This is a genomic window from Mycobacterium bourgelatii (assembly GCF_010723575.1).
Lineage (GTDB): Bacteria > Actinomycetota > Actinomycetes > Mycobacteriales > Mycobacteriaceae > Mycobacterium > Mycobacterium bourgelatii.
This window is the reverse complement of the sequence record NZ_BLKZ01000001.1, coordinates 5,447,399-5,467,355: the sequence shown is the minus strand read 5'-3', so window position 1 is coordinate 5,467,355 and position 19,957 is coordinate 5,447,399. Positions and strand designations below refer to the sequence as shown.

Sequence of the window (19,957 nt, the reverse complement as noted above, 5' to 3'; positions counted from 1 at the left end):
AACCATCCATTATCCCTCGTCGGCCGGTGTGACCGAGGTGATGCGGTGGATGGCGAACTCCCGCAGGCGCCCGGACGCCGAATCGAAGGCGCCCAGCTGGCCGCCCTTGACGGCGATCGGTGCCACCACACGCTGAGTGGCGACGCCGGCGGCATCGAGGTAGCCGATGACCACCGTGGCCTGCTCCCTGGCGGCTTGCTGCAGCAACGACATCGCGACTGCGGGGTCGATGCGGGCGCTGCCGAATGGTGCCGCGGTCACCTTGCGGAGCACGCCGACGACCGCGTTGAGCGAGTCGGCGGTGGGGCGCGGCGCGGGACGGTATGGCCGACGTTGCTGTGGGGTGGGCACCCGGGCGCCGCGGGGGCGCATGTCGACGATGGCGCCGGTGGAGTCTTCGGCGGCCGGGACGAAGCCGGCGGCCCGCAATGCGGCAAGCACCTCCGAGATGGGCGCGGGGGATACCGCGACCGTCGGGGCGAGGGCGCGCAACGCCAATCCCTCGACATGCGGCGCCGATACCGCCTGGGCTAGCAGGGCGGGGTCCTCGCACCGCACGAACGAGGCGGCGATGCCGATGCGAAGCTGGCCGTGACGACGTGCGACGTCGTCGATGAGGTAGGTGAGGCCCTGCGGTACTGGGGTTTTGGAGTGGTTCGCAAAGAACGCGTGCATCCAGTCGCGGGTCTTGCCGACGTCCAGGGCGTGCCGGATGGACTGTTCGCTGACCCGGTACACCATGGCCGCGCCGGCTGATTCGACGGTGGCGACCGTGGCCAGGTCGTCGGCGAGCTGACGCACCATCGGCCCAGGTACCACCACCGTCAGGTCGGCCTGGACCAGGAAGTGGTCGATCGGTTTGGGCAGCACGCGCGTCATCGCGTCAACCACATCGGCGGGCTCGCCACCACCCAGCACGACACGCCCAGGGGTACTGATCGCCCCGCGTCCCACCAGTCCCAGCGCGTGGCTTTCGGTCAGCAGGTCCCCCACCGGCCCCGGCTGTAACCGCCGAGCCCAGCGGGGACGTCGCCAGATCAGGGCCGCCGACGCCGACGTCGCGTCGACACCGGCGCCTGGGGGGAGTTCGGCGAGCATGTCCAGAAGTAACCGACGGTCCAGCGGCGCGGCCGTCGAGAACAGCGAATCAGAAAGGGCCCCATAGGGCTTGGCGTCGGGACCACGGGTGCCGATCAAAGCCGGCCGGCCGGGCAGGTCCACCCAGGTGCTGGCCAGTAGGTGCCATCGCTCGGCGGCGGTCAGGTCGGCGAACCGGTCGGCGGCCGCCGTCGGCGCCCAGTACGGGCCTTCGCCGTGCAGCGGCATGGGTTCGGGCATGCCGCTGGCGATCAACCCGGCAGCGGCGGCCAACTCGAGGATCAGCCCCAGTCGCGGCTCGTCGATGCCGGTGGCTTTGGCCAGCCGCTTGAGCTCCCGCACCCCCAGTCCGCCGCTGCGCAGCTCGGCCACCGGCGTGGTGCTGAGGTTTTGGAGCAGAACCTCCAGTTCGCGCAACAGGTCGATGGCCGCTCCGGCCGCCACGGCATCGACATCGTCCGAAGTCGTGGTGGACACCACCGGGTCGGGCGCCGTCAGCTGCATCGGACCGGGAAGTTCGCCGCGCAGCACCTGCCCGACGTGACGGGGCAGGATCACCGTCTCGGCGTCGATGCGTCGCAGCAGCCCGGCCGCGAGCAGTCTTGGCACCGGGCGATCGGGCGGCGCGCCGGGCGCCGCGTCGCGGGTGCGCCCCATCGGCGAGCCTTCGAGCAGCTTCTCCAGGACGTCGCGTTGCGCTTCGTCGATCCCGTCAATCAGGGTGGCGATCTCTTCCCCGGTGCGGGAGCGGTCCTCCAGCGTCACCTGGCCCGCGTGCCACGGCAAAGCCGTTGCCGCGTCGGCGGCCACCCGCACCGCGGTATCGCCCCAGGCCAGCGCGCGTGCCTTCAGATCGTCCAGCGCGGCGGTCACGTCGGTGTGCGGGGCGTTGTCGCCGATCAGCGACAGCAGCTTGGTGGTTGGAACCGGGGTGGTGTCGGCATGCAGCACCAGCAGCGCATCGAGCACCGCCAATTGCAGAAAGTTGAGGTCGTCGGTGGCGGCCTTGACCGATTGACGTGCCTGGGCGCGCGCGGCGAGCGCGGCGATGCTGCCTGGCGGCGGCTGGGCAAGGTCTGGTCGGAGCTGCAGCAGCAGGATCAGCCGGTCGTCCGGCAAGTCGGCGAGCCAGGACCCCAGCGGGACATCCGGGGTGTGTTCGGTCATCGCTGATCAGCCTAGGCCCGACCCGTGACCTTGCGCCCCAGACGGGGGCGAGACCTGTCAGAATGGACGCCGTGGCTAACTCTGCTGATGGCAAAGCGCGCAAGACCAAGTACGTGGACAACGGCTGGCCGACCACGGACCCGGATGATCACGCGGTGAGCGAACTCGTCACCGACCGAACGGGTGCGTTGTCACCCTTTGGTGAGGTGGTGTTCCCGTTGCCCGCGGATGAGCTGCCCTACGTCCACCCGGTGACGGTCGTAAACCGTTAGGTCGCCCGGCATGGCGGGGGTGTCCAGGAATCAGCGCTCGGGGGCGCTGTCACACCTGGACGAGCGGGGAGCCGCGCACATGGTCGACGTGACCGAAAAGGACGCCACCAAGCGGACAGCCGTGGCTGCGGGCGCCCTGCGAACGACGGGCGAGGTGGTGGCGTTGATTTCGACCGGCGGCCTGCCGAAGGGCGACGCACTGGCTACCGCGAGGGTGGCGGGCATTTTGGCGGCTAAGCGCACCAGTGACCTGATTCCGTTGTGCCATCAGCTCGCGCTGACGGGCGTCGACGTCGATTTCACGATCGGCGAATCGGAAATCGACATCACGGCGACGGTACGCAGCACCGACCGAACGGGTGTAGAGATGGAGGCGCTGACCGCTGTCAGCGTGGCAGGGCTGACCCTCTACGACATGATCAAGGCGGTCGACCCGGGGGCCCGGATCGACGACATTCGAGTGCTCCGCAAAGAAGGCGGCAAGAGCGGAAGTTGGGCACGGTTATGACCGACCAGAACGCGCGGTCCGCGCGCATCGTCATTGCCTCCACCCGTGCGTCATCGGGCGTCTATGTCGACGAGTGCGGCCCAATCATCAAGCAGTGGCTGGAAGAGCACGGCTTTTCGACGACCGAGCCCGCCGTGGTGGCGGACGGAAACCCGGTCGGCGAGGCACTGAACGACGCGCTCGAAGCGGGAGCGGACCTGATCCTCACCTCGGGCGGCACGGGCATCTCGCCCACCGACACGACGCCAGAACAGACCGTCGCGGTGTTGGACTTCGTCATTCCCGGGCTGGCCGAGGCGATCCGTCAGGCGGGACTGCCCAAGGTGCCGACATCGGTGCTGTCGCGTGGGGTCTGCGGAGTGGCAGGCGAGACCCTGATCGTCAATCTGCCGGGTTCACCCGGTGGAGTTCGGGACGGCCTGGGGGTGCTGGAGGGCGTGGTGCACCACGCGCTCGACCAACTCGCCGGTAAAGATCACCGCCGATGACTCTGGTCCTGCGTGCCGCAGTGACCGACCAGCCCATTTCACTGGCCGACCACGAAGAGTTGGTGAGCCATGAGTCGGCCGGCGCGATCGTCGGGTTCGTCGGCACGATCCGCAACCACGACGGCGGACGCCAGGTGACGCGACTGGAGTACTCCGCGCACCCGACGGCCGCACAGGTCCTTGCCGAAGTGGTGGCCGAGGTCGCCGAGCAGTCCAGCGGGGTGCGTGCCGTGGCGGCCAGCCACCGCATCGGGGTCCTGCAGATCGGCGAGGCCGCGCTGGTGGCGGCGGTCGCCGCCGACCATCGGCGGGCAGCCTTCGCCACGTGCGCGCAGCTTGTCGACACCATCAAGGAACGTCTGCCGGTGTGGAAGCACCAGTTCTTCGACGACGGTTCCGACGAGTGGGTGGGCTCGGCCTAACCGCGACCGCTGGAAGCGATCAGGCCGAGCGACCGGTTGGTATCAGCCCAGGACGTACGGCTGCGCGAGCGCGTCGAGCGCGTCGTTGCCGGCGATGTCCTGCGCGCGGATCGCGTCCCACAGCTTGGCCGTGTAGCCAACCTGGTGGACGTTGATGACGTCCTCCGAAGGCGGCGTCACGTCGGCCGGCAGGGGAGCCAAGCTTGCGTCGACGACGATCGGGGCGTCAGCGACCGGCGGTGCCACGTCGGCCGGAGCGGGCGCAATCACGTCCTCCGGGGCGGGCGGCAGTTCGGCCGGGGCCGGGGCGAGTTCGACCGGCGCGGGTGGCAGTTCGGCTGGCGCGGGTGCCAATTCGACCGGAGCCGGCGGCAACTCTTCGGCCGGCGCGGGCGGCAGTTCGGCCGGCGCGGGTGCCAGCTCAACCGGAGCCGGCGGCAACAGGTCGGCCGGCGGGGTCAGCTCCACGGGGGCGGGCAGTTCATTCCCGGCCAATTCGAATGGGGGCGGAGCGATGTCCTCGGCCGGCGGAGCGTCCGGGGTGAACAACGGGTCCGGGGCAGGGGCTGCCTCGACGACCGAAGCGTCCACCACTTCGCGCGGCGTCGGGCCGGACAGCGCGGTGCCACACACGGGCCAGGCGCCACGGCCCTGGCTCGCCAGCACTCGCTCGGCGATGGCGATCTGCTGGTCCTTGGTGGCCAGCTGAGCCGAGGGGGCGTACTGGGTGCCGCCATGTGCGGCCCAGGTGCCAGCGGCGAACTGAACGCCGCCGTAGTACCCGTTGCCGGTGTTGATCGACCAGTTGCCGCCCGATTCACATCGGGCTACGGCGTCCCATTCGGCGTCGGTGGCTGCGGTTGCCTGGCCGGCGAGGGCGAGGCTCCCGCCACCCAGCACGGCACCGGTAAAGGCGACCTTGGCGACGCTGACGCTAGAAGTAGTGGGCTTACGGTGGCGTCCACTCATACGCGCGGATATTCCTCTCTGTACACGCCTGCGAGGTCAGCTGTCGGGTTCGGGTGGGAGAGGTCACCCGGCCGCAATCGATCCTCATTGACCGACGTCGGCTTCACCCCAAGGAGCCAGATACGGCTCCGGTCCGATCTCGGCGGACCCGGTGGGTCCCCCGCCCCCATCCGTGGGTCGGGATCCCTCGCCTACTGGATGGGGCTAGGCGCGATATAGGGAGGGAAGGAACGTCGCTTGCATTGGGTGTAATGACGAACCTTCGGAGACGGTAGCGGGTTCAGTCGCTCACGTCACGTGTTGAATATCGTGGCGTTTCTGTCACAGCCGTACCGGAAAAGGCCTGGAACGGCTTGCGTTTACGCAGCTCATAGCACCTTGACACCGGAGCGTGGCCAGCTCGTTATCGTTCCGTGACGTGAGATATGTCACAGTTTCAACCGCCGGCGAACGGCGGGAGTACGTCAATTGTGTTGCCGGTGGATAACGCCTTCGTGACATCTCGAACGGCAATTTCGTCGCACAGATACGAGCATCGGTCCAAAAGTGTTGCCAGACGCCCGTTCCGGGCCGCGAGTTTGTCGACCATGTCGGCGACCGTGGCGCCACTGCGCAGCGTCAAGGTTTCCGATTCGACGCCGGCGGCTGCGCGGGCGGCCGCGAAATAGCGGACCGTCACCTGAATGTCGTCAGCCACCGATCGCGCTCATCGGTCGGTCGGGCTGGACGAAATCCGGGTCGTTGATCCCGTGGCCGGCCGGCTTGGCCCACATCGCGGCGCGCCACGCCGCCTCGATCGCGTCGTCGCCGGCGCCGCCGCGCAACAGCGACCGCAGGTCGGTTTCGTCGCGGGAGAACAGGCAGCTGCGGACCTGGCCGTCGGCCGTCAACCGGGTGCGGTCACAAGCCGAGCAGAAGGCGTGCGACACCGAGGCGATCACCCCAAACTTTCCGGACGGGGTATCGGGTCCGGTATCGACCGACCAGAGCTCGGCCGGGGCCGAACCCCGCGGTGCCGGGTCGGGTCGCAGCCGGAAGTGGGGGCGCAGGGCCGCCAGCACATCGTCGGCACTCAACGCGGCATTGCGCTGCCACTGGTGCCCCGCGTCCAACGGCATCTGCTCGATGACCCGCAGTTGGTAACCGTGCTCGAGGCAGAACCGCAACAGCTCGACCACATCCTCGCGGCCGCTGACTGGGTCGAGCACGGCGTTGACCTTGACCGGCGTCAACCCGGCGTCCTTGGCCGCGGCCAAGCCGGCCAGCACGTCGTCAAGCCGGTCCCGACGGGTAATGGCGGCGAAATGCTCCCGGTTGACGCTGTCCAGCGACACATTCACCCGGTCTAGGCCCGCCTGGGCCAATGCGGCCGCCCGCCGCGCCAGCCCCAGGCCGTTGGTGGTCAGTGAGATCTCCGGGCGGGGTTGCAACGCCGCGGCTGCCGCGACGACTTGCTCGAGATGGCGGACCAACAGGGGCTCACCCCCGGTAAACCGCACGTTGGTCACGCCGAATCGGGTGACGGCGATGCGCAACAGCCGGATCAGCTCGTCGGGTTGCAGCAATTCCTCGCCAGGCAACCAGTCCAAGCCCTGCTCAGGCATGCAGTAGTTGCAACGCAGATTGCACCGGTCGGTCAGCGACACTCGCAGATCGGTGGCGGCCCGGCCGAACGTGTCGAGCAGCGGTCCGTCGGCAGGCGCCGGGGAAGCGACCCCAGTGGACCACCCACGTCTGGGCACCGTCGGGACACCGAGCGCGATCAGGGTCATGCCGCGAGCCGTCCGGGTTGCACGGGGCCGTCGACGGGGACGATCTCCTTGCCGAGCGGCACCAACGACACGGGGATCATCTTCAGGTTCGCCAACGCCAGCGGAATGCCGATGATGGTGACCGCCATGGCCGCCGCACTCGCCAAATGCCCGATTGCCAGCCACAGCCCGCACAGCAGGATCCAGATGACGTTGCCGATCAAGGCGCCGGTGCCGGAGCTCGGTTTCTCGACGATCGTCCGCCCGAACGGCCACAACGCATACGACGCAATGCGCAGCGAGGCGAAGCCGAAGGGAATGGTGATGATCAGCAGGAAGCAGATAAGCGCCGCGAGCAAGTAGCCGAGGGCCAACCAGAGGCCCCCGAAAACCAGCCAGATAACGTTCAGGACTAGGCGCATATCTCCTCCAGAGGTACTGCCAGCCTACTCAGCACACGGTTAACAGGGATGCTTGGTGCAAAACCATCCGAGTAGGATCTGAGATCGTCATCGCGTCCTGCGCAGGCGGGGCGCGTCTTCTTCGGTAACCCCAGACCCCGTCAGACAAGCAGGTGAGAGCAGTGCCGACCGGCAAGGTGAAGTGGTACGACCCCGAGAAAGGGTTCGGCTTCTTGTCGCAGGAGGACGGCGAAGACGTCTACGTCCGTTCTTCGGCGTTGCCCGCAGGTGTCGAGGCGCTCAAAGCGGGCCAGCGCGTGGAGTTCGGAATCGCTTCCGGCAGGCGCGGTCCGCAGGCGTTGAGCCTGAAGATCATCGATCCGCCGCCCAGCCTCTCCAAGTCGCTTGCTCGGTCACGCCGCGAGGCGCCGGCCGAGCACAAGCACACTCCCGACGAGTTGCACGGCATGGTCGAGGACATGATCACGTTGCTCGAGAGCACCGTCCAGCCGGAACTGCGCAAGGGCCGCTACCCGGACCGCAAGACGGCGCGGCAGATCTCCGAGGTGGTCAAGGCCGTGGCGCGCGAGTTCGAGGCCTAGCCAGGTCTCGCGAAAGGGCCCCGCGAGCAGACGCGACGCCCCCGAAACTGACCGGGTTTCGGGGGTTTTGCGTCTTCTCGGCAGGTTTACAGCGCGTCAAGCTACCGGCGCGTAACTTGGGCGTAGGTTGGTCCTACAAGCGTGCGGCACGGCGTAAGCAAGGAGGCTGCGATGGCACAGCAGGCGCAGGTCACCGAGGAGCAAGCCCGAGCGCTTGCTGAAGAATCTCGCGAGAGTGGTTGGGATAAACCGTCATTCGCCAAGGAGCTATTTCTTGGCCGTTTCCCGCTCGATCTGATCCACCCGTTCCCCAGACCGTCCGACGCCGACGAGGAGCGCATCGCGGCCTTCCTCGAGAAGCTGCGGGACGTGCTGCGCACCATGGACGGCAGCGTCATCGAACGCGACGCCCAGATTCCCGACGAATACGTGCGGGCCCTGGCCGAGTTGGGCTGCTTCGGCATGAAGATCCCGACGGAGTACGGCGGGCTGGGCATGTCGCAAGTCGCCTACAACCGGGCGCTGATGATGGTCACGACCGTCCACCCGAGTATCGGGGCGCTGTTGTCGGCTCACCAGTCGATCGGGGTGCCCGAGCCGCTCAAACTGGCCGGCACCGACGAGCAGAAGCGGCGGTTCCTGCCGCGTTGCGCCGCTGGCGCCATTTCCGCGTTCCTGCTCACCGAACCGGATGTGGGCTCGGACCCGGCGCGCCTGGGTGCCACGGCGACACCCACCGAGGATGGACAGGCATATCTACTGGACGGCCTGAAGTTGTGGACCACCAACGGTGTGGTCGCCGAACTGCTGGTCGTCATGGCGCGCGTACCGAAGAGCGAAGGGCATCGCGGCGGTATCAGCGCGTTCGTCGTCGAGGCCGATTCACCGGGGATAACCGTGGAGCGGCGCAACCAGTTCATGGGCCTGCGCGGCATCGAAAATGGCCTGACGAGGATGCATCGGGTACGCGTCCCCGCCGAAAACCTGATCGGCCGCGAAGGCGACGGCCTGAAGATCGCGTTGACGACGCTCAACGTTGGGCGGCTGGCTCTGCCCGCGATGGCGACGGGATCGGCGAAGTGGTCGTTGAAGATCGCCCGCGAGTGGTCGCGCGAGCGGGTGCAGTGGGGCAAGCCGGTCGGGAAACACGAAGCGGTCGCTCGCCAGATCGCGTATCTGGCCGCGACAACGTATGCGCTCGACGCCGTCGTGGAGCTGTCCGGTCAGATGGCCGACGAAGGCCGCAACGACATTCGGATCGAGGCCGCGCTGGCCAAGTTGTGGGCCAGCGAGACGACCTGCCGCATCGCCGATGACCTGGTGCAGATCCGGGGTGGCCGGGGCTATGAAACCGCGGAGTCGCTGGCCGCGCGCGGCGAGCGGGCCGCGCCGGTGGAACAGCAATTGCGGGACCTGCGGATCAACCGCATCTTCGAAGGGTCCAGCGAGATCATGCGGCTGCTCATCGCGCGGGAAGCCGTCGACGCCCACTTGACCGCCGCGGGCGATCTGGCCAAGCCCGATGCCGATCTTCGGCAGAAAGCGTCGGCCGCGATAGGTGCCAGTGGTTTCTACGCAAAGTGGTTGCCCAAGTTAGTCTTTGGCGAAGGTCAGCGACCCACGTCGTACAGCGAGTTCGGCCCGTTGGCCTCGCATCTGCGCTTCGTCGAACGTTCCAGCCGCAAGCTGGCCCGCAACACGTTCTACGGAATGGCGCGCTGGCAAGCCAATTTGGAGCAGAAGCAGGGATTCTTGGGACGCATCGTGGACATCGGTGCCGAACTGTTCGCGATGGCGGCGGCGTGCGTGCGGGCCGAGGCGCAACGGGCCGCCGATCCCGCCATCGGCAAGCAAGCTTACGAGCTAGCCGAATTGTTCTGTGCGCAAGCGACTTTGCGGGTCGAGGAACTGTTCCGCGGGTTGTGGTCCAACACCGACAGCCAGGACGTTCGGCTGGCCAACGATGTCTTGGACGATCGCTATCTCTGGCTGGAAGGCGGAATTCTGGACCAGTCGGAGGGCACCGGACCGTGGATCGCCCCCTGGGAGCCGCGGGAGTCTACCGATGCCAATCTGGCGCGACGGTTCTACGACGCCCCGGCGCCAGCGGGGGCCGCTACCGAGGCTGCGCTGTAAAGCGATGGGCTCCTACGTCGCCGGAACGGGCGAATTCAACCGGGACACGAACTACATCACCACCCGGATCACCGCCGACGGGCGGGACGGGTATCCGGTAGAGCCCGGCCGCTATCGGCTGGTGGTGGCGCGCGCGTGCCCGTGGGCGAACCGCACCATCATCGTGCGACGGCTGCTGGGCCTGGAAGACGCGCTGTCCATTGGGTTTTGCGGTCCCACCCATGACGAGCGCAGCTGGACCTTCGACCTGGACCCCGGCGGCGTGGACCCGGTGCTGAAGATTCCGCGTTTGCAGGACGCGTACTTCAAGCGGTTCCCCGACTACCCGAAGGGGATCACCGTCCCGGCGATCGTGGACGTGCCCACCGGAGCGGTGGTGACCAACGACTTCGCTCAGATGACGCTGGACTTCTCCACCGAATGGACCGCATACCACCGCGAGGGTGCGCCACAGCTTTACCCTGAGCCGCTGCGCGCCGAGATCGACGAGGTGAGCACGAAGATCTACACCGAGATCAACAACGGTGTGTACCGCTGCGGGTTCGCCGGCAAGCAGGATGCGTACGAGGCGGCTTACGACCGCCTTTTTGCCGCACTGGATTGGGTGAGCGAGCGGTTGGCGAACCAGCGTTATCTGGTTGGTGACACCATTACCGAGGCGGACGTGCGACTGTTCACCACGCTGGCCCGGTTCGATCCTGTGTACCACGGACATTTCAAGTGCAATAGATCAAAACTCAGCGAAATGCCGGTGCTGTGGGCATACGCTCGTGACCTGTTCCAGACGCCCGGCTTTGGTGACACCATCGACTTCGTCCAGATCAAGCAGCACTACTACATCGTGCATCGCGACATCAACCCCACCGGCGTCGTGCCGAAGGGGCCTGACTTGAGTAACTGGCTGACTCCGCACGGACGAGAAGACTTGGGCGGCAGGCCGTTTGGCGACGGCACGCCGCCCGGACCGCCGGTTGAGGGTGAGCGAGTGCCGGACGGCCACGGCGCGTAGCTGTCCGGGTGCCAGCCGGGGCGGCCAGCCGTCGTCTCAATAGGCCAGGCGCACAGACCATTCCGCGTGCGGGTACTCGATCACCTCGCCGTCGGGGGTGCCGACCAACGTCAGCAACTGTACGACTAAGCCGGTGACTTTCCCGCGATGCGGGTCCACGGTCGGGATGGTGACCGCCAGTCGGGTCTTCGGCCGAAACAGGCTTTCGGTGATGTCCCGTGGATCCTCGTACGTCACCAGCAGGCGCCACGGCGCACGGGAAATTGCCTCGGAGACGGAGAGCTGTATGGGATAGCGTTCGCTTGCCCGCAGTTCGCCGATGGTCTCCGGTGTGTAGCAGTCATCGAGATTGAGCACCTTGCAATACCGGTATGGCCCAACGCGGGTCAGGTGTCCGTTCGTGTAGGCGCTGATCTCGGGCCATCGCGGACCGGGGTGGCGCACCAACAGCCAGGTGCCGAAACCCGTCCCGACCGCCAGCAGCACCACCACGACCGCGATGGCGAACGCCCGACCTCGTTTCACTGAGGCATCACCGGCGCGCCCCGGCGAGTGAACTCCTGCTCCACCATGACCGGTCGGTTGCCGCCGAGGCCGGGAATCAAGGAGTGGCCCTGGAAGCTGACCAGGGTCTGTGCCAACCCGAGGATCAACAGGGAACTGACCGCGGTGAACCCGACCCACAGTTCGGTGTAGACCAACACCCCGACCGCGCCGCCCAGCACCCAGGCCAATTGCAGCGTCGACTCGGAGCGTCCGAATCCCGACGCCCGGGATTCCTCGGGCAGGTCGTGTTGCAGGGCAGCGTCCAGTGAAGCCTTGGCAATGGCGCTGGCCCCCGACGTGATGAGGGTGGCGATGGCGGCCATGACCAATGTGCCGGCCACTGCGGCCGCCAATGCCACCGCGGTCACCACGACGGCGCAACGCACCACCAGCACCGCCGGCCTGCCCAATTGCAGTCGCGCGGCGGCGAAGTTGCCAGCGAAATTACCGATCGCGGCGGCGGCCCCGATGGTGCCGAGCATCGCGACCTGGACCCAGCCGTCGGCGTCGTGCGCTTTGGCGACAAACGCCGGATACAGGAACAGGAAGCCGACCATCACCTTGACGGTGCAGTTACCCCACAGCGAGGTAATGATGTTGCGGCCCAACGGCTGTCGCAGCGCGCCGCCGACCTTGGGTGGCTTCGCGTGGCCCGGCCGCGGGCCCCGCATCGTGTCCATGTCGCGGTGGTAGCTCAGCGTGGCCGGCACCTCGCCCGTCGTCACCTCGACCCAACTCGGTATCCGCATCGACAACAGCGCGCCGACGATCGTGACCGCAACGACGACGAACAGCGCTCCGGGGAGCTGGAACAACTGGGTGCAGGCGAACTCGACGCCCGCGGCGATGGCTCCGCCGACGATGGTGCCGCCGAGCAGGCCGAACACGGTCAGTCGGGAGTTGACCCGAACCAGGTCGATCGTCGGCGGCATGACTCTGGGGGTCACCGCGCTGCGCAGCACACTGAACGACTTGGAGAAGACCATCATCGCCAGGGCACAGGGGTAGAGCACCCACGGTGGGAAGCTGCCGGTGACGCCGTCGTAGTTCATGACCAACACCAGCGCCAACACCGTGCGCAGCGCAAACGACATGGCCAGGGCTACGCGCCGGCCATGCTGCAGCTTGTCCAGCGCCGGGCCGATGAGCGGGGCGATCACCGCGAACGGGGCGATGGTGATCAACAGGTACAGCGCGACCCTCGACTTGCTTTCGCCGGTGGCAGCGGCGAAGAACAAGGTGTTGGCCAGCGCGACCGCCATCGCGGAGTCGACCGCGAAGTTAGCCATCACCGGCCAGGTCAGTGCGGTGAGCCCGGACTTATCCGCGCCGTCGGCCGTGGCTGCCCGCTGCACCATCCAGTACATGCGGGAACCCATTTCCCGGCTGCGCATCGCCGCGGCGCGGGTGACGGTGATCCGCTCGCCATTACTGAAACCGCGCGGGGGTGGGGGCTCGGTGTCGCGTGGGGGCGGCGGCTCTTCGCCCAGCGGTGGCAGATATCGGTTGGCGCTGGGCATCGGCGGCGGACGCCGCGTCCGCCGATAGTCGCCATTGTTCGGCCGTGGCGGACCCGGCGAGTCGGCCGGATAGTTGGCCATTCCCGGGTGCTCGTTGAAGGACGCATTGGGGTAGCGGCGGCCGGGGGGCGGGTCCATACGGCCCGGGTGATCACGCCGCCGTCCAGACACGAATCAATTCTGTCCTATCCTGACTCCTCGCGTAGCGAACCGGGTGTGGCTCGGTTTCCGTGTCTTCCGGCAGTATGGAGGCGCGATGCAGAGAGGGGATAGCGTGACCGGACCCAGCCCGGATTCCGCAGCGGAATCCGCCTTGGACACCGGCACCGAAGCCGGCGGTGTGACGGTGGCCGAGTGGCCCGAAGATTTGGCGTCCGTGCTCAAGGGGGCGGTCGACCAGGCCAGGGCTGCCGTCGAGGAATTCAGCGGTCCGGACGTCGTCGGCGACTACCTGGGCGTCAGCTACGAAGACCCGAACACCGCCACCCACCGCTTCCTGGCCCATCTGACCGGCTATCAGGGCTGGCAGTGGGCGGTCGTCGTGGCCACCTACCCGGGCTCTGACCACGCCACCATCAGCGAAGTCGTGCTGGTTCCCGGCCCGACGGCGCTGTTGGCGCCCGAGTGGGTGCCGTGGGAGGAGCGGGTGCGGCCGGGGGATTTGAGCCCTGGAGACCTGTTAGCCCCAGCAAAGGACGACCCGCGTTTGGTTCCGGGCTACACCGCCAGCGGCGACCCCGCGATCGACGAGGTCGCCGTCGAGTTGGGCTTGGGCCGACGCTGGGTGATGAGCGCCTGGGGACGGGCCCAAGCCGCCGAACGGTGGCACTTAGGCGAGTACGGCCCGGACTCACCGATGTCGCGCTCTACCAAGCGGGTGTGCCGCGACTGCGGTTTCTTCCTGCCGCTGGCTGGATCGCTTGGCGCGATGTTCGGGGTGTGCGGCAACGAGCTGTCCGCCGACGGACACGTCGTGGACAAGCACTACGGTTGCGGCGCCCACTCCGATACCCCTGCGCCCGCTGGCACCGGTTCGCCGGCGTACGAGCCGTACGACGACGGATTGCTGGACGTCGTGACTAATCCGGTTGTGGAGGCGTCTGGGGCGGAGCTGGCTACGTCGGAGCCGTCGGACGCTGAGCCGGGTACTTCGGAGCCGCCGGCTGCGGAGCTGGCTGCGCCTGAGCCGTCGGATGCTGAGCCAGGTACTTCGGAGGTGTCTCCCGCTGAGGCGTCTCCCGCTGAGCCGTCTACGCCTGAGCCGCCTGCTCCGGAGTCGTCTACCCCCGAGCCGTCTACTCCGGAGCCGTCTACTCCGGAGCCGTCAGCTCCCGCTGAGCCGTCGAACCCGGAGCCGTCCGCCTAGTTCTTCTCAGCGGCGGCTTTGATCCTGGCCAGCGAGGCCTGCATACCTTCGACCAACTCGCGTTCGAAGTTCGTCGTCCCGCCCAAGAGCGCATTGACCGTCAGGTTGGAAACCGCTTTGACGCCGTTTTCGGCGTGCCTGCTTTCGATCACCCGGGTGCCTTCGCCGTTGGGTTCGAGCTCGTAGGTCCACACGCTGCCGTTGGTGTCCACCTTGAACGTCAGCCGCTTGTTCGGGACGACATCAACGATCGTGCACGTCGTGGGCCAGAACAGCCGATTGCGGCGATTGAAGTTGAGGGTGCGGGCGCCGGGGCGCAGCGGACCGAATGGACGCATCCAACGGCACTGCGGGCTCCATTCCGGCATGCGCCGCAGGTCGGAAATGAGAGCCCAGACCTTCTCGGGCGGAGCGTCGATGTCGATCTGCGCTTGTAGGAGTGGGGCTACGGATACCATTCGTCCTCCGGGTTGCTTATTTCATCTTGGGTCGAGGTGCGTTTCCAGTCCGGTTTGTGCGCCGCGGGCGCCGCGACGGACGGCGGCCAGTTGCCAGACGAAGATGCTCGTTCCGATCACCCCTACGCCTAGCCCGGCGAGGGTCTGGGGGCGCCAACTTTCCAGGCTGGGCACCAAGAAGGCGGCCGCTGCCGCGACGGCCCAGGCCAGCGCGCCCACCGCGATGACCGGCCAGACAGCCAGCAAACTTCGCGGCAGCGGCGGCGGCTCCAGTGCGTGGGGCGGATCGGCGCTCATCAAGTCTCAAACATAGTCTGGCCGTCGCAGCGGATGTCGAGGGCGCAGGCATCACGTTGGCCAGCATTCGCCGCCACGGGCACGCGCGACGCCCAACAACACACTGGATGCGTCGTGACGTTGTAATGTCGCGCTGTGCCTGACAGCTACGGGCGGCTGGCCAGCGATTTGTCATTAGCGGTCATGCGACTAGCCCGCCAACTGCGATTTCGGAACCCGTCGTCGCCAGTTACGTTGTCCCAGCTATCGGCGTTGACGACGTTGCTGAATGAGGGGGCGATGACTCCTGGCGCTCTTGCCATTCGCGAACGGGTCCGGCCGCCGTCGATGACGCGGGTGATCGCCTCGCTGGCCGACATGGGGTTGGTGGAGCGGGTCCCGCATCCGGTCGACGGTCGGCAGGTATTGGTGTCGGTGTCGGAGTCCGGTGCCGAGTTGGTCAAGGCCGCGCGGCGGGCCCGTCAGGAATGGCTCGCCGACCGACTGGCGACGCTCGATGAAGACCAGCGTGAACTCCTGCGCCAGGCCGCCGAGCTGATGTCGGCTCTGGTCGACGAGAGCCCGTGACCGCGCATGTTCAGGACGTCACCGACCCCGACGATCCGCGCCTGGATGATTTTCGGGACCTGAACAGCGTCGACCGCCGCCCCGACCTGCCCACCGGCAAGGGACTGGTGATCGCCGAGGGGGTGCTGGTCGTGCAGCGCATGCTGGCCTCCCGCTTCACCCCGCGCGCTCTCCTGGGCACCGACCGCAGGCTGGCCGAGCTCAAGGATGATTTGGTCGGCGTCGAGGCGCCCTACTACCGCGTCTCGGCCGAGCTGATGGCGCAGGTGGTCGGTTTTCACCTCAATCGTGGGGTGCTGGCCAGTGCGAGTCGGGTGAGCGAGCCGACCGTCGCCGAAGTGGTCGACGGCGCCCGCACGGTCGCGGTGCTCGAGGGCGTCAACGACCACGAAAACCTGGGCTCGATATTCCGCAACGCGGCTGGTTTGGGCGTCGATGCAGTGGTATTCGGCAGTGGCTGCGCGGATCCGCTCTATCGGCGGGCGGTCCGGGTGTCGATGGGGCACGCGTTGCTGGTGCCGTTTGCGCGGGCGACGGAGTGGCCCGGCGATCTGGTCATGTTGCGGGAGCGCGGCTTCCGTTTGCTGGCGATGACCCCGCAGGGCGACGCGTGCGCGCTGCCCCAGGCGATGGCCGCGGTGCGTGACCAGCCGGTGGCGCTGTTGGTAGGCGCGGAAGGCCCTGGTCTGACGGCGACCGCACTGAGGATCAGCGACATGCGGGTGCGCATCCCGATGTCGCGGGGCACCGACTCACTCAACGTCGCGACCGCAGCCGCGTTGGCGTTCTACGAGCGGGTTAGGCTCGGCCGGTGAATCACGAACCCGTCCCGTGGGGAACGGGTTTGACGGTGGCCGCATTCGTGGCAGCGGTTACCGGAGCGGCGATGGTGGTGCTCAGCCTCGGGCTTATCCGGGTGCACCCGTTGCTGGCGGTGGGGCTCAATATCGTGGCGGTCGGTGGCCTGGCGCCGACGTTGTGGGCGTGGCGGCGCACGCCGGTGTTGCGTTGGTTCGTGCTGGGCACCGGCGTAGGCGTGGCGGTTGCCTGGCTGTCTTTGCTCGCCGTAACCGTCTTCGGTTAGCGGTGTCCGCTTGAGCGCACTCCGAGCAGCACGTCTTCCCAGGCGGGAATGGTCGGCTTACCGCGGCGGCTGCTTGCCGGTTGCTGGGGTGTCGCGGCGGGCGCGGGCTCAGCGTCGGACTCTTTGGCGGACTCGTCGAAGTCGATGCGAGCCACCGGTGCGAGGGGCCGCAGCGGGGTCCTGAAGTTGGGGTCGATCAACTCATTGGCCGCGTCGTCGATCGCGGTGGTCGTGCCGCCGTGGGCGCCGGGGGTGTAGCGGAAATGGGCGACGTTGTCCGAACGGCCGGCCTTCCAGGACAGCTGCACCGTCCAGCGGCCGTCTTCGTTGCGCCAGGCGTCCCAACTGAGCTTGTCGGGTCGCAGGCCGCGGTTGACGAACGCGGCGGTGACGGTCTCCAGCAGCGTCAGCACGGCGGGGCCGTCGCCGAGGATCGGGTGCGAGGCCGTTGCCAGCTCGGCGGCGCGGGAACGCTCCAGCAGCACCGGGTGGGCGAACCGTTTGATCCGCGAGATGTCCGAGCCCGAGGCGGTGGCGACCTGCTCGACGGAAGCCCCTGCGCGGATCCGGGCCTGAATTTCCTTGGGACTCAGCATGTCAGTGATCTCGATGTCGAGCTCCGGTTGCTCCGGTGCGGCCGGTTCGCCACGCAGTGCCGCCTGTAGGCGTTCGTCGGCCGGCACTCTGTACTTGTCGGTTGCAGTGGGCCCCTCACAGATGAGGTATTTGCCGTCGGCATCAAGCCCAACCACTTTGAGTTCCCGCATGGTTTCTCCTCGCAGGCTCCGAGCAGGTGAGCAACGGACCTGTTACGTGCGCACTCTAGTGGGCCAAGTCTCGTTAACCTCGCTGACACGCGGGCGTGCCCACACGAGCGTCGAGCGTCACGTCAGCGTGGCGGTCGCCGCCCAACGCCGCGCTGGCGTGACGCTCGGCGCGGGCTTGGCGAGTCCGGGAAGCCAGGCGCAGGTCAGAGGCGTTCGACGACCCAGTCGACGCACTGTGTGAGCGCGCTGATGTCGTCCGGTTCGACCGCGGGGAACATCGCGATCCGCAGTTGGTTGCGACCGAGCTTGCGGTACGGCTCGGTGTCGACGATGCCGTTTGCCCGCAAAGTCTTGGCCACGGCGGCTGCGTCCACCTCGTCGACGAAGTCGATCGTCCCCACCACCTGCGAGCGCAGTGCCGGGTCGGCGACGAACGGCGTGGTGTAGTCGCGCTCCTCGGCCCAGCTGTAGAGCCGCTGCGACGAGTCCGCGGTGCGCTTCACGGCCCAGTCCAGTCCGCCGTTGCCCAGCAGCCAGTCGATCTGCTCGGCCAGCAGGACGAGCGTGCCGATCGCCGGAGTGTTGTAGGTCTGGTCTTTCACGCTGTTCTCGATCGCGATCGGCAGCGACAGGAAGTCCGGAACCCACCGACCGGATGCCTTGATGGCCTCGACCCGGGCCAGTGCGGCCGGGCTCATGATGGCCAACCACAGCCCACCGTCGCTGGCGAAGTTCTTCTGCGGGGCGAAGTAGTAGGCGTCGACGTCGTTGATGTCCACCGGGAGGCCGCCGGCGCCCGAGGTGGCGTCGATGACGACCAGGGCATCGCCGGAGTCGGCGGGGCGGCGTACCGGGACCGAGACCCCCGTCGAGGTCTCGTTGTGAGCCCACGCGATGACGTCGACGGACGGATCGCTCTGCGGTTCGGGGGCGCTGCCGGGGTCCGCCTTGATGATGATCGGGTCGCCGACGAACGGGTTCTTGCTGACGCCCGAAGCGAACTTTGCACTGAACTCGCCGTAAGTCAGGTGCAGCGAGCGCTTGTCGATCAGGCAGAAGGCCGCGGCGTCCCAGAACGCCGTCGCGCCCCCGTTGCCCACGATGACCTCGTAGCCATCCGGTATCGAGAACAGCTCGGCCAGCCCCTTGCGCACCCTGCCTACCAGGTTCTTCACCGGCGCCTGCCGGTGCGAGGTGCCGAACAGAGCCGCGGCGCTGGTGCTCAGCACCTGCAGCTGCTCGGGCCGGACCTTGGACGGTCCGCAGCCAAAACGGCCGTCGCGGGGTTTGAGGTCGGCGGGAATTTCAAGGGACGTTGCCAGCTGGTCAGCCATGGGCATCAGGGTAGTGAGCGATCCTGCGGCCCTGCTGAACGGGCTGTCACTGTTGGCCCCCAGTGTGACCGCGACCACAGCAGGCTAGCGAATTCCCGGTACCAGCGGTACCGTGTTCATTACACGTCCGATCGAAACCTCATTGAGGAGGCTTGATGGCCAGGACGCGCATGGTTCGACGCTGGCGCCGCAATATGGAGGTGCGCGACGACACCGAGTATGTGGAAATGCTCGCCACACTGTCCGAGGGGTCTGTGCGGCGAAACTTCAACCCATACACGGATATCGACTGGGATTCACCGGAGTTCGCCGTCACCGACGACGATCCCCGGTGGATCCTCCCAGCGACCGACCCGCTGGGCCGGCATCCCTGGTACCGGGCGCAGTCGCGGGAACGCCAGATCAAGATCGGAATGTGGCGGCAGGCCAATGTGGCCAAGGTCGGGCTGCACTTCGAGTCCATCCTGATCCGCGGCCTGATGAACTACACCTTCTGGATGCCTAACGGTTCTCCGGAATATCGGTACTGCTTGCACGAATCGGTCGAAGAGTGCAACCACACGATGATGTTCCAGGAGATGATCAACCGCGTCGGCGCGGACGTGCCGGGCATGCCGCGTCGGCTGCGTTGGATTTCTCCGTTGATCCCGCTCGTCGCCGGCCCGATGCCGGTGGCGTTCTTCATCGGCGTGTTGGCCGGCGAGGAGCCGATCGACCACACGCAGAAGCAGGTGCTACGCGAAGGCAAAGCGTTGCACCCAATCATGGAGCGCGTGATGTCCATTCACGTCGCCGAGGAGGCGCGGCACATCTCGTTCGCGCACGAGTACCTGCGGAAGCGGTTGCCGAAATTAAGTCGCAGCCAACGGTTCTGGATCTCGCTGACCTTCCCGCTGACCATGCGGTCGCTGTGCAACGCGATCCTGATTCCGCCCAAGGAGTTCTGGGAGGAATTCGACATCCCGCGCTCGGTCAAGAAGGAACTGTTCTTCCGTTCGCCGGAATCGCGGAAGTGGTTGCGCGACATGTTCAGTGACGTGCGGATGCTGGCCTACGACACGGGGCTGATGGAAAATCGCTCGGCCCGGTTGATGTGGCGGCTCTGCAAGATCGACGGCAAGCCGTCGCGTTACCGCAGCGAGCCGCAACGCGCGCATTTGGCCGTTCCGGCTGCCTAACCCTGCTGCCTAACCTT

General features: G+C 67.2%; 22 protein-coding genes, 1 pseudogene and 1 riboswitch. Of the genes and pseudogenes, 12 read left to right on the top strand and 11 right to left on the bottom strand.

All coding sequences use genetic code 11. The features are described 5' to 3' along the window. Positions 1-9: 9 nt before the first annotated feature. Positions 10-2,265, bottom strand: coding sequence for a helicase-associated domain-containing protein (locus G6N68_RS23325; protein WP_163717420.1), 2,256 nt, complete (start codon positions 2,263-2,265; stop codon positions 10-12). Between the two features lie 71 nt (positions 2,266-2,336). Here G6N68_RS23325 and G6N68_RS23320 point away from each other — a divergent pair, with 71 nt between their 5' ends. Genes G6N68_RS23320 through G6N68_RS23305 form a run of 4 tightly spaced genes read left to right on the top strand, consistent with a single transcriptional unit; the run spans position 2,337 to position 3,955 of the window. Continuing rightward, positions 2,337-2,537, top strand: a complete 201-nt coding sequence (locus tag G6N68_RS23320; RefSeq protein ID WP_205351422.1) for a hypothetical protein — start codon at positions 2,337-2,339, stop codon at positions 2,535-2,537. A 10-nt stretch (positions 2,538-2,547) separates the two neighbouring features. After that, entirely contained in the window at positions 2,548-3,045 is a 498-nt protein-coding gene (moaC, locus tag G6N68_RS23315) for a cyclic pyranopterin monophosphate synthase MoaC (protein WP_163717416.1), read from the top strand. Then, positions 3,042-3,533 (top strand): MogA/MoaB family molybdenum cofactor biosynthesis protein, encoded by a 492-nt coding sequence (locus G6N68_RS23310; protein ID WP_163717414.1) that lies wholly within the window; start codon positions 3,042-3,044, stop codon positions 3,531-3,533. The genes moaC and G6N68_RS23310 overlap by 4 nt, the downstream gene beginning before the upstream one ends. Next, positions 3,530-3,955, top strand: coding sequence for a molybdenum cofactor biosynthesis protein MoaE (locus tag G6N68_RS23305; protein ID WP_163717412.1), 426 nt, complete (start codon positions 3,530-3,532; stop codon positions 3,953-3,955). The genes G6N68_RS23310 and G6N68_RS23305 overlap by 4 nt, the downstream gene beginning before the upstream one ends. 42 nt (positions 3,956-3,997) lie before the next feature. On the opposite strand, the gene G6N68_RS30305 is transcribed toward G6N68_RS23305, so the two are convergent. The 4 genes from G6N68_RS30305 to G6N68_RS23280 all read right to left on the bottom strand — a co-directional run bounded on the left by G6N68_RS30305 (position 3,998) and on the right by G6N68_RS23280 (position 7,097). Beyond that, the gene (locus G6N68_RS30305) at positions 3,998-4,924 is read right to left on the bottom strand and encodes a transglycosylase family protein (protein ID WP_205351421.1); all 927 of its coding nucleotides are present in this window, start codon (positions 4,922-4,924) and stop codon (positions 3,998-4,000) included. Positions 4,925-4,933: 9 nt separating this feature from the next. Further along, a riboswitch (cyclic di-AMP (ydaO/yuaA leader) is annotated at positions 4,934-5,117 on the bottom strand. Positions 5,118-5,360: 243 nt separating this feature from the next. Beyond that, the gene (locus tag G6N68_RS23290; protein WP_163717407.1) at positions 5,361-5,621 is read right to left on the bottom strand and encodes a MoaD/ThiS family protein; all 261 of its coding nucleotides are present in this window, start codon (positions 5,619-5,621) and stop codon (positions 5,361-5,363) included. Beyond that, positions 5,614-6,696 (bottom strand): GTP 3',8-cyclase MoaA, encoded by a 1,083-nt coding sequence (gene moaA, locus G6N68_RS23285; protein ID WP_163717406.1) that lies wholly within the window; start codon positions 6,694-6,696, stop codon positions 5,614-5,616. Before moaA ends, G6N68_RS23290 begins: the two co-directional genes overlap by 8 nt. Beyond that, the gene (locus G6N68_RS23280; protein ID WP_163717404.1) at positions 6,693-7,097 is read right to left on the bottom strand and encodes a YccF domain-containing protein; all 405 of its coding nucleotides are present in this window, start codon (positions 7,095-7,097) and stop codon (positions 6,693-6,695) included. The genes moaA and G6N68_RS23280 overlap by 4 nt, the downstream gene beginning before the upstream one ends. A 161-nt stretch (positions 7,098-7,258) precedes the next feature. On the opposite strand from G6N68_RS23280, the gene G6N68_RS23275 reads away from it, so the two are divergent. From G6N68_RS23275 to G6N68_RS23265, 3 genes are all read left to right on the top strand, one after another. Then, entirely contained in the window at positions 7,259-7,678 is a 420-nt protein-coding gene (locus G6N68_RS23275) for a cold-shock protein (RefSeq protein WP_163717402.1), read from the top strand. 171 nt (positions 7,679-7,849) lie between these two features. After that, positions 7,850-9,814 carry an acyl-CoA dehydrogenase family protein gene (locus G6N68_RS23270; RefSeq protein WP_163717401.1) on the top strand — a complete coding sequence of 655 codons (1,965 nt, stop codon included), beginning with the start codon at positions 7,850-7,852 and terminating at the stop codon, positions 9,812-9,814. A gap of 4 nt (positions 9,815-9,818) precedes the next feature. Further along, positions 9,819-10,823, top strand: a complete 1,005-nt coding sequence (locus G6N68_RS23265; RefSeq protein WP_163717399.1) for a glutathione S-transferase family protein — start codon at positions 9,819-9,821, stop codon at positions 10,821-10,823. 36 nt (positions 10,824-10,859) lie between these two features. On the opposite strand, the gene G6N68_RS23260 is transcribed toward G6N68_RS23265, so the two are convergent. Further along, complete coding sequence (locus tag G6N68_RS23260; protein WP_163717397.1) at positions 10,860-11,348, bottom strand: DUF2771 domain-containing protein; 489 nt, start codon at positions 11,346-11,348, stop codon at positions 10,860-10,862. After that, positions 11,345-13,027 (bottom strand): MFS transporter, encoded by a 1,683-nt coding sequence (locus G6N68_RS23255; protein WP_163717395.1) that lies wholly within the window; start codon positions 13,025-13,027, stop codon positions 11,345-11,347. The genes G6N68_RS23260 and G6N68_RS23255 overlap by 4 nt, the downstream gene beginning before the upstream one ends. Positions 13,028-13,163: 136 nt before the next feature. Between G6N68_RS23255 and G6N68_RS23250 the strand changes: the two are divergent. Further along, positions 13,164-13,985, top strand: a pseudogene (locus tag G6N68_RS23250) (DUF3027 domain-containing protein); the annotation flags it as partial. Between the two features lie 266 nt (positions 13,986-14,251). Here G6N68_RS23250 and G6N68_RS23245 read toward each other — a convergent pair. Together G6N68_RS23245 and G6N68_RS23240 are read right to left on the bottom strand one after the other, a co-directional pair. Further along, positions 14,252-14,713 (bottom strand): SRPBCC family protein, encoded by a 462-nt coding sequence (locus G6N68_RS23245; protein ID WP_163717392.1) that lies wholly within the window; start codon positions 14,711-14,713, stop codon positions 14,252-14,254. Between the two features lie 21 nt (positions 14,714-14,734). Beyond that, entirely contained in the window at positions 14,735-15,010 is a 276-nt protein-coding gene (locus G6N68_RS23240) for a DUF2530 domain-containing protein (RefSeq protein ID WP_163717390.1), read from the bottom strand. Positions 15,011-15,145: 135 nt separating this feature from the next. Between G6N68_RS23240 and G6N68_RS23235 the strand changes: the two genes are divergently transcribed. Genes G6N68_RS23235 through G6N68_RS23225 form a run of 3 tightly spaced genes read left to right on the top strand, consistent with a single transcriptional unit; the run spans position 15,146 to position 16,661 of the window. Next, entirely contained in the window at positions 15,146-15,577 is a 432-nt protein-coding gene (locus G6N68_RS23235) for an Rv0880 family HTH-type transcriptional regulator (RefSeq protein WP_163717389.1), read from the top strand. Continuing rightward, complete coding sequence (locus tag G6N68_RS23230) at positions 15,574-16,392, top strand: TrmH family RNA methyltransferase (protein WP_163717387.1); 819 nt, start codon at positions 15,574-15,576, stop codon at positions 16,390-16,392. The genes G6N68_RS23235 and G6N68_RS23230 overlap by 4 nt, the downstream gene beginning before the upstream one ends. Next, a complete protein-coding gene (locus G6N68_RS23225; RefSeq protein ID WP_163717385.1) occupies positions 16,389-16,661 on the top strand; it encodes a DUF2537 domain-containing protein in 273 nt (90 codons plus the stop codon). The genes G6N68_RS23230 and G6N68_RS23225 overlap by 4 nt, the downstream gene beginning before the upstream one ends. On the opposite strand, the gene sepH is transcribed toward G6N68_RS23225, so the two are convergent. Both sepH and serC read right to left on the bottom strand, forming a co-directional pair. Beyond that, the gene (gene sepH, locus G6N68_RS23220; RefSeq protein ID WP_163717383.1) at positions 16,658-17,428 is read right to left on the bottom strand and encodes a septation protein SepH; all 771 of its coding nucleotides are present in this window, start codon (positions 17,426-17,428) and stop codon (positions 16,658-16,660) included. The genes G6N68_RS23225 and sepH overlap by 4 nt on opposite strands. Before the next feature lie 203 nt (positions 17,429-17,631). Next, the gene (gene serC / locus G6N68_RS23215; RefSeq protein ID WP_163717381.1) at positions 17,632-18,762 is read right to left on the bottom strand and encodes a phosphoserine transaminase; all 1,131 of its coding nucleotides are present in this window, start codon (positions 18,760-18,762) and stop codon (positions 17,632-17,634) included. Between the two features lie 155 nt (positions 18,763-18,917). On the opposite strand from serC, the gene G6N68_RS23210 reads away from it, so the two are divergent. Next, entirely contained in the window at positions 18,918-19,940 is a 1,023-nt protein-coding gene (locus G6N68_RS23210; protein WP_163717379.1) for an AurF N-oxygenase family protein, read from the top strand. Positions 19,941-19,957 lie beyond the last annotated feature (17 nt).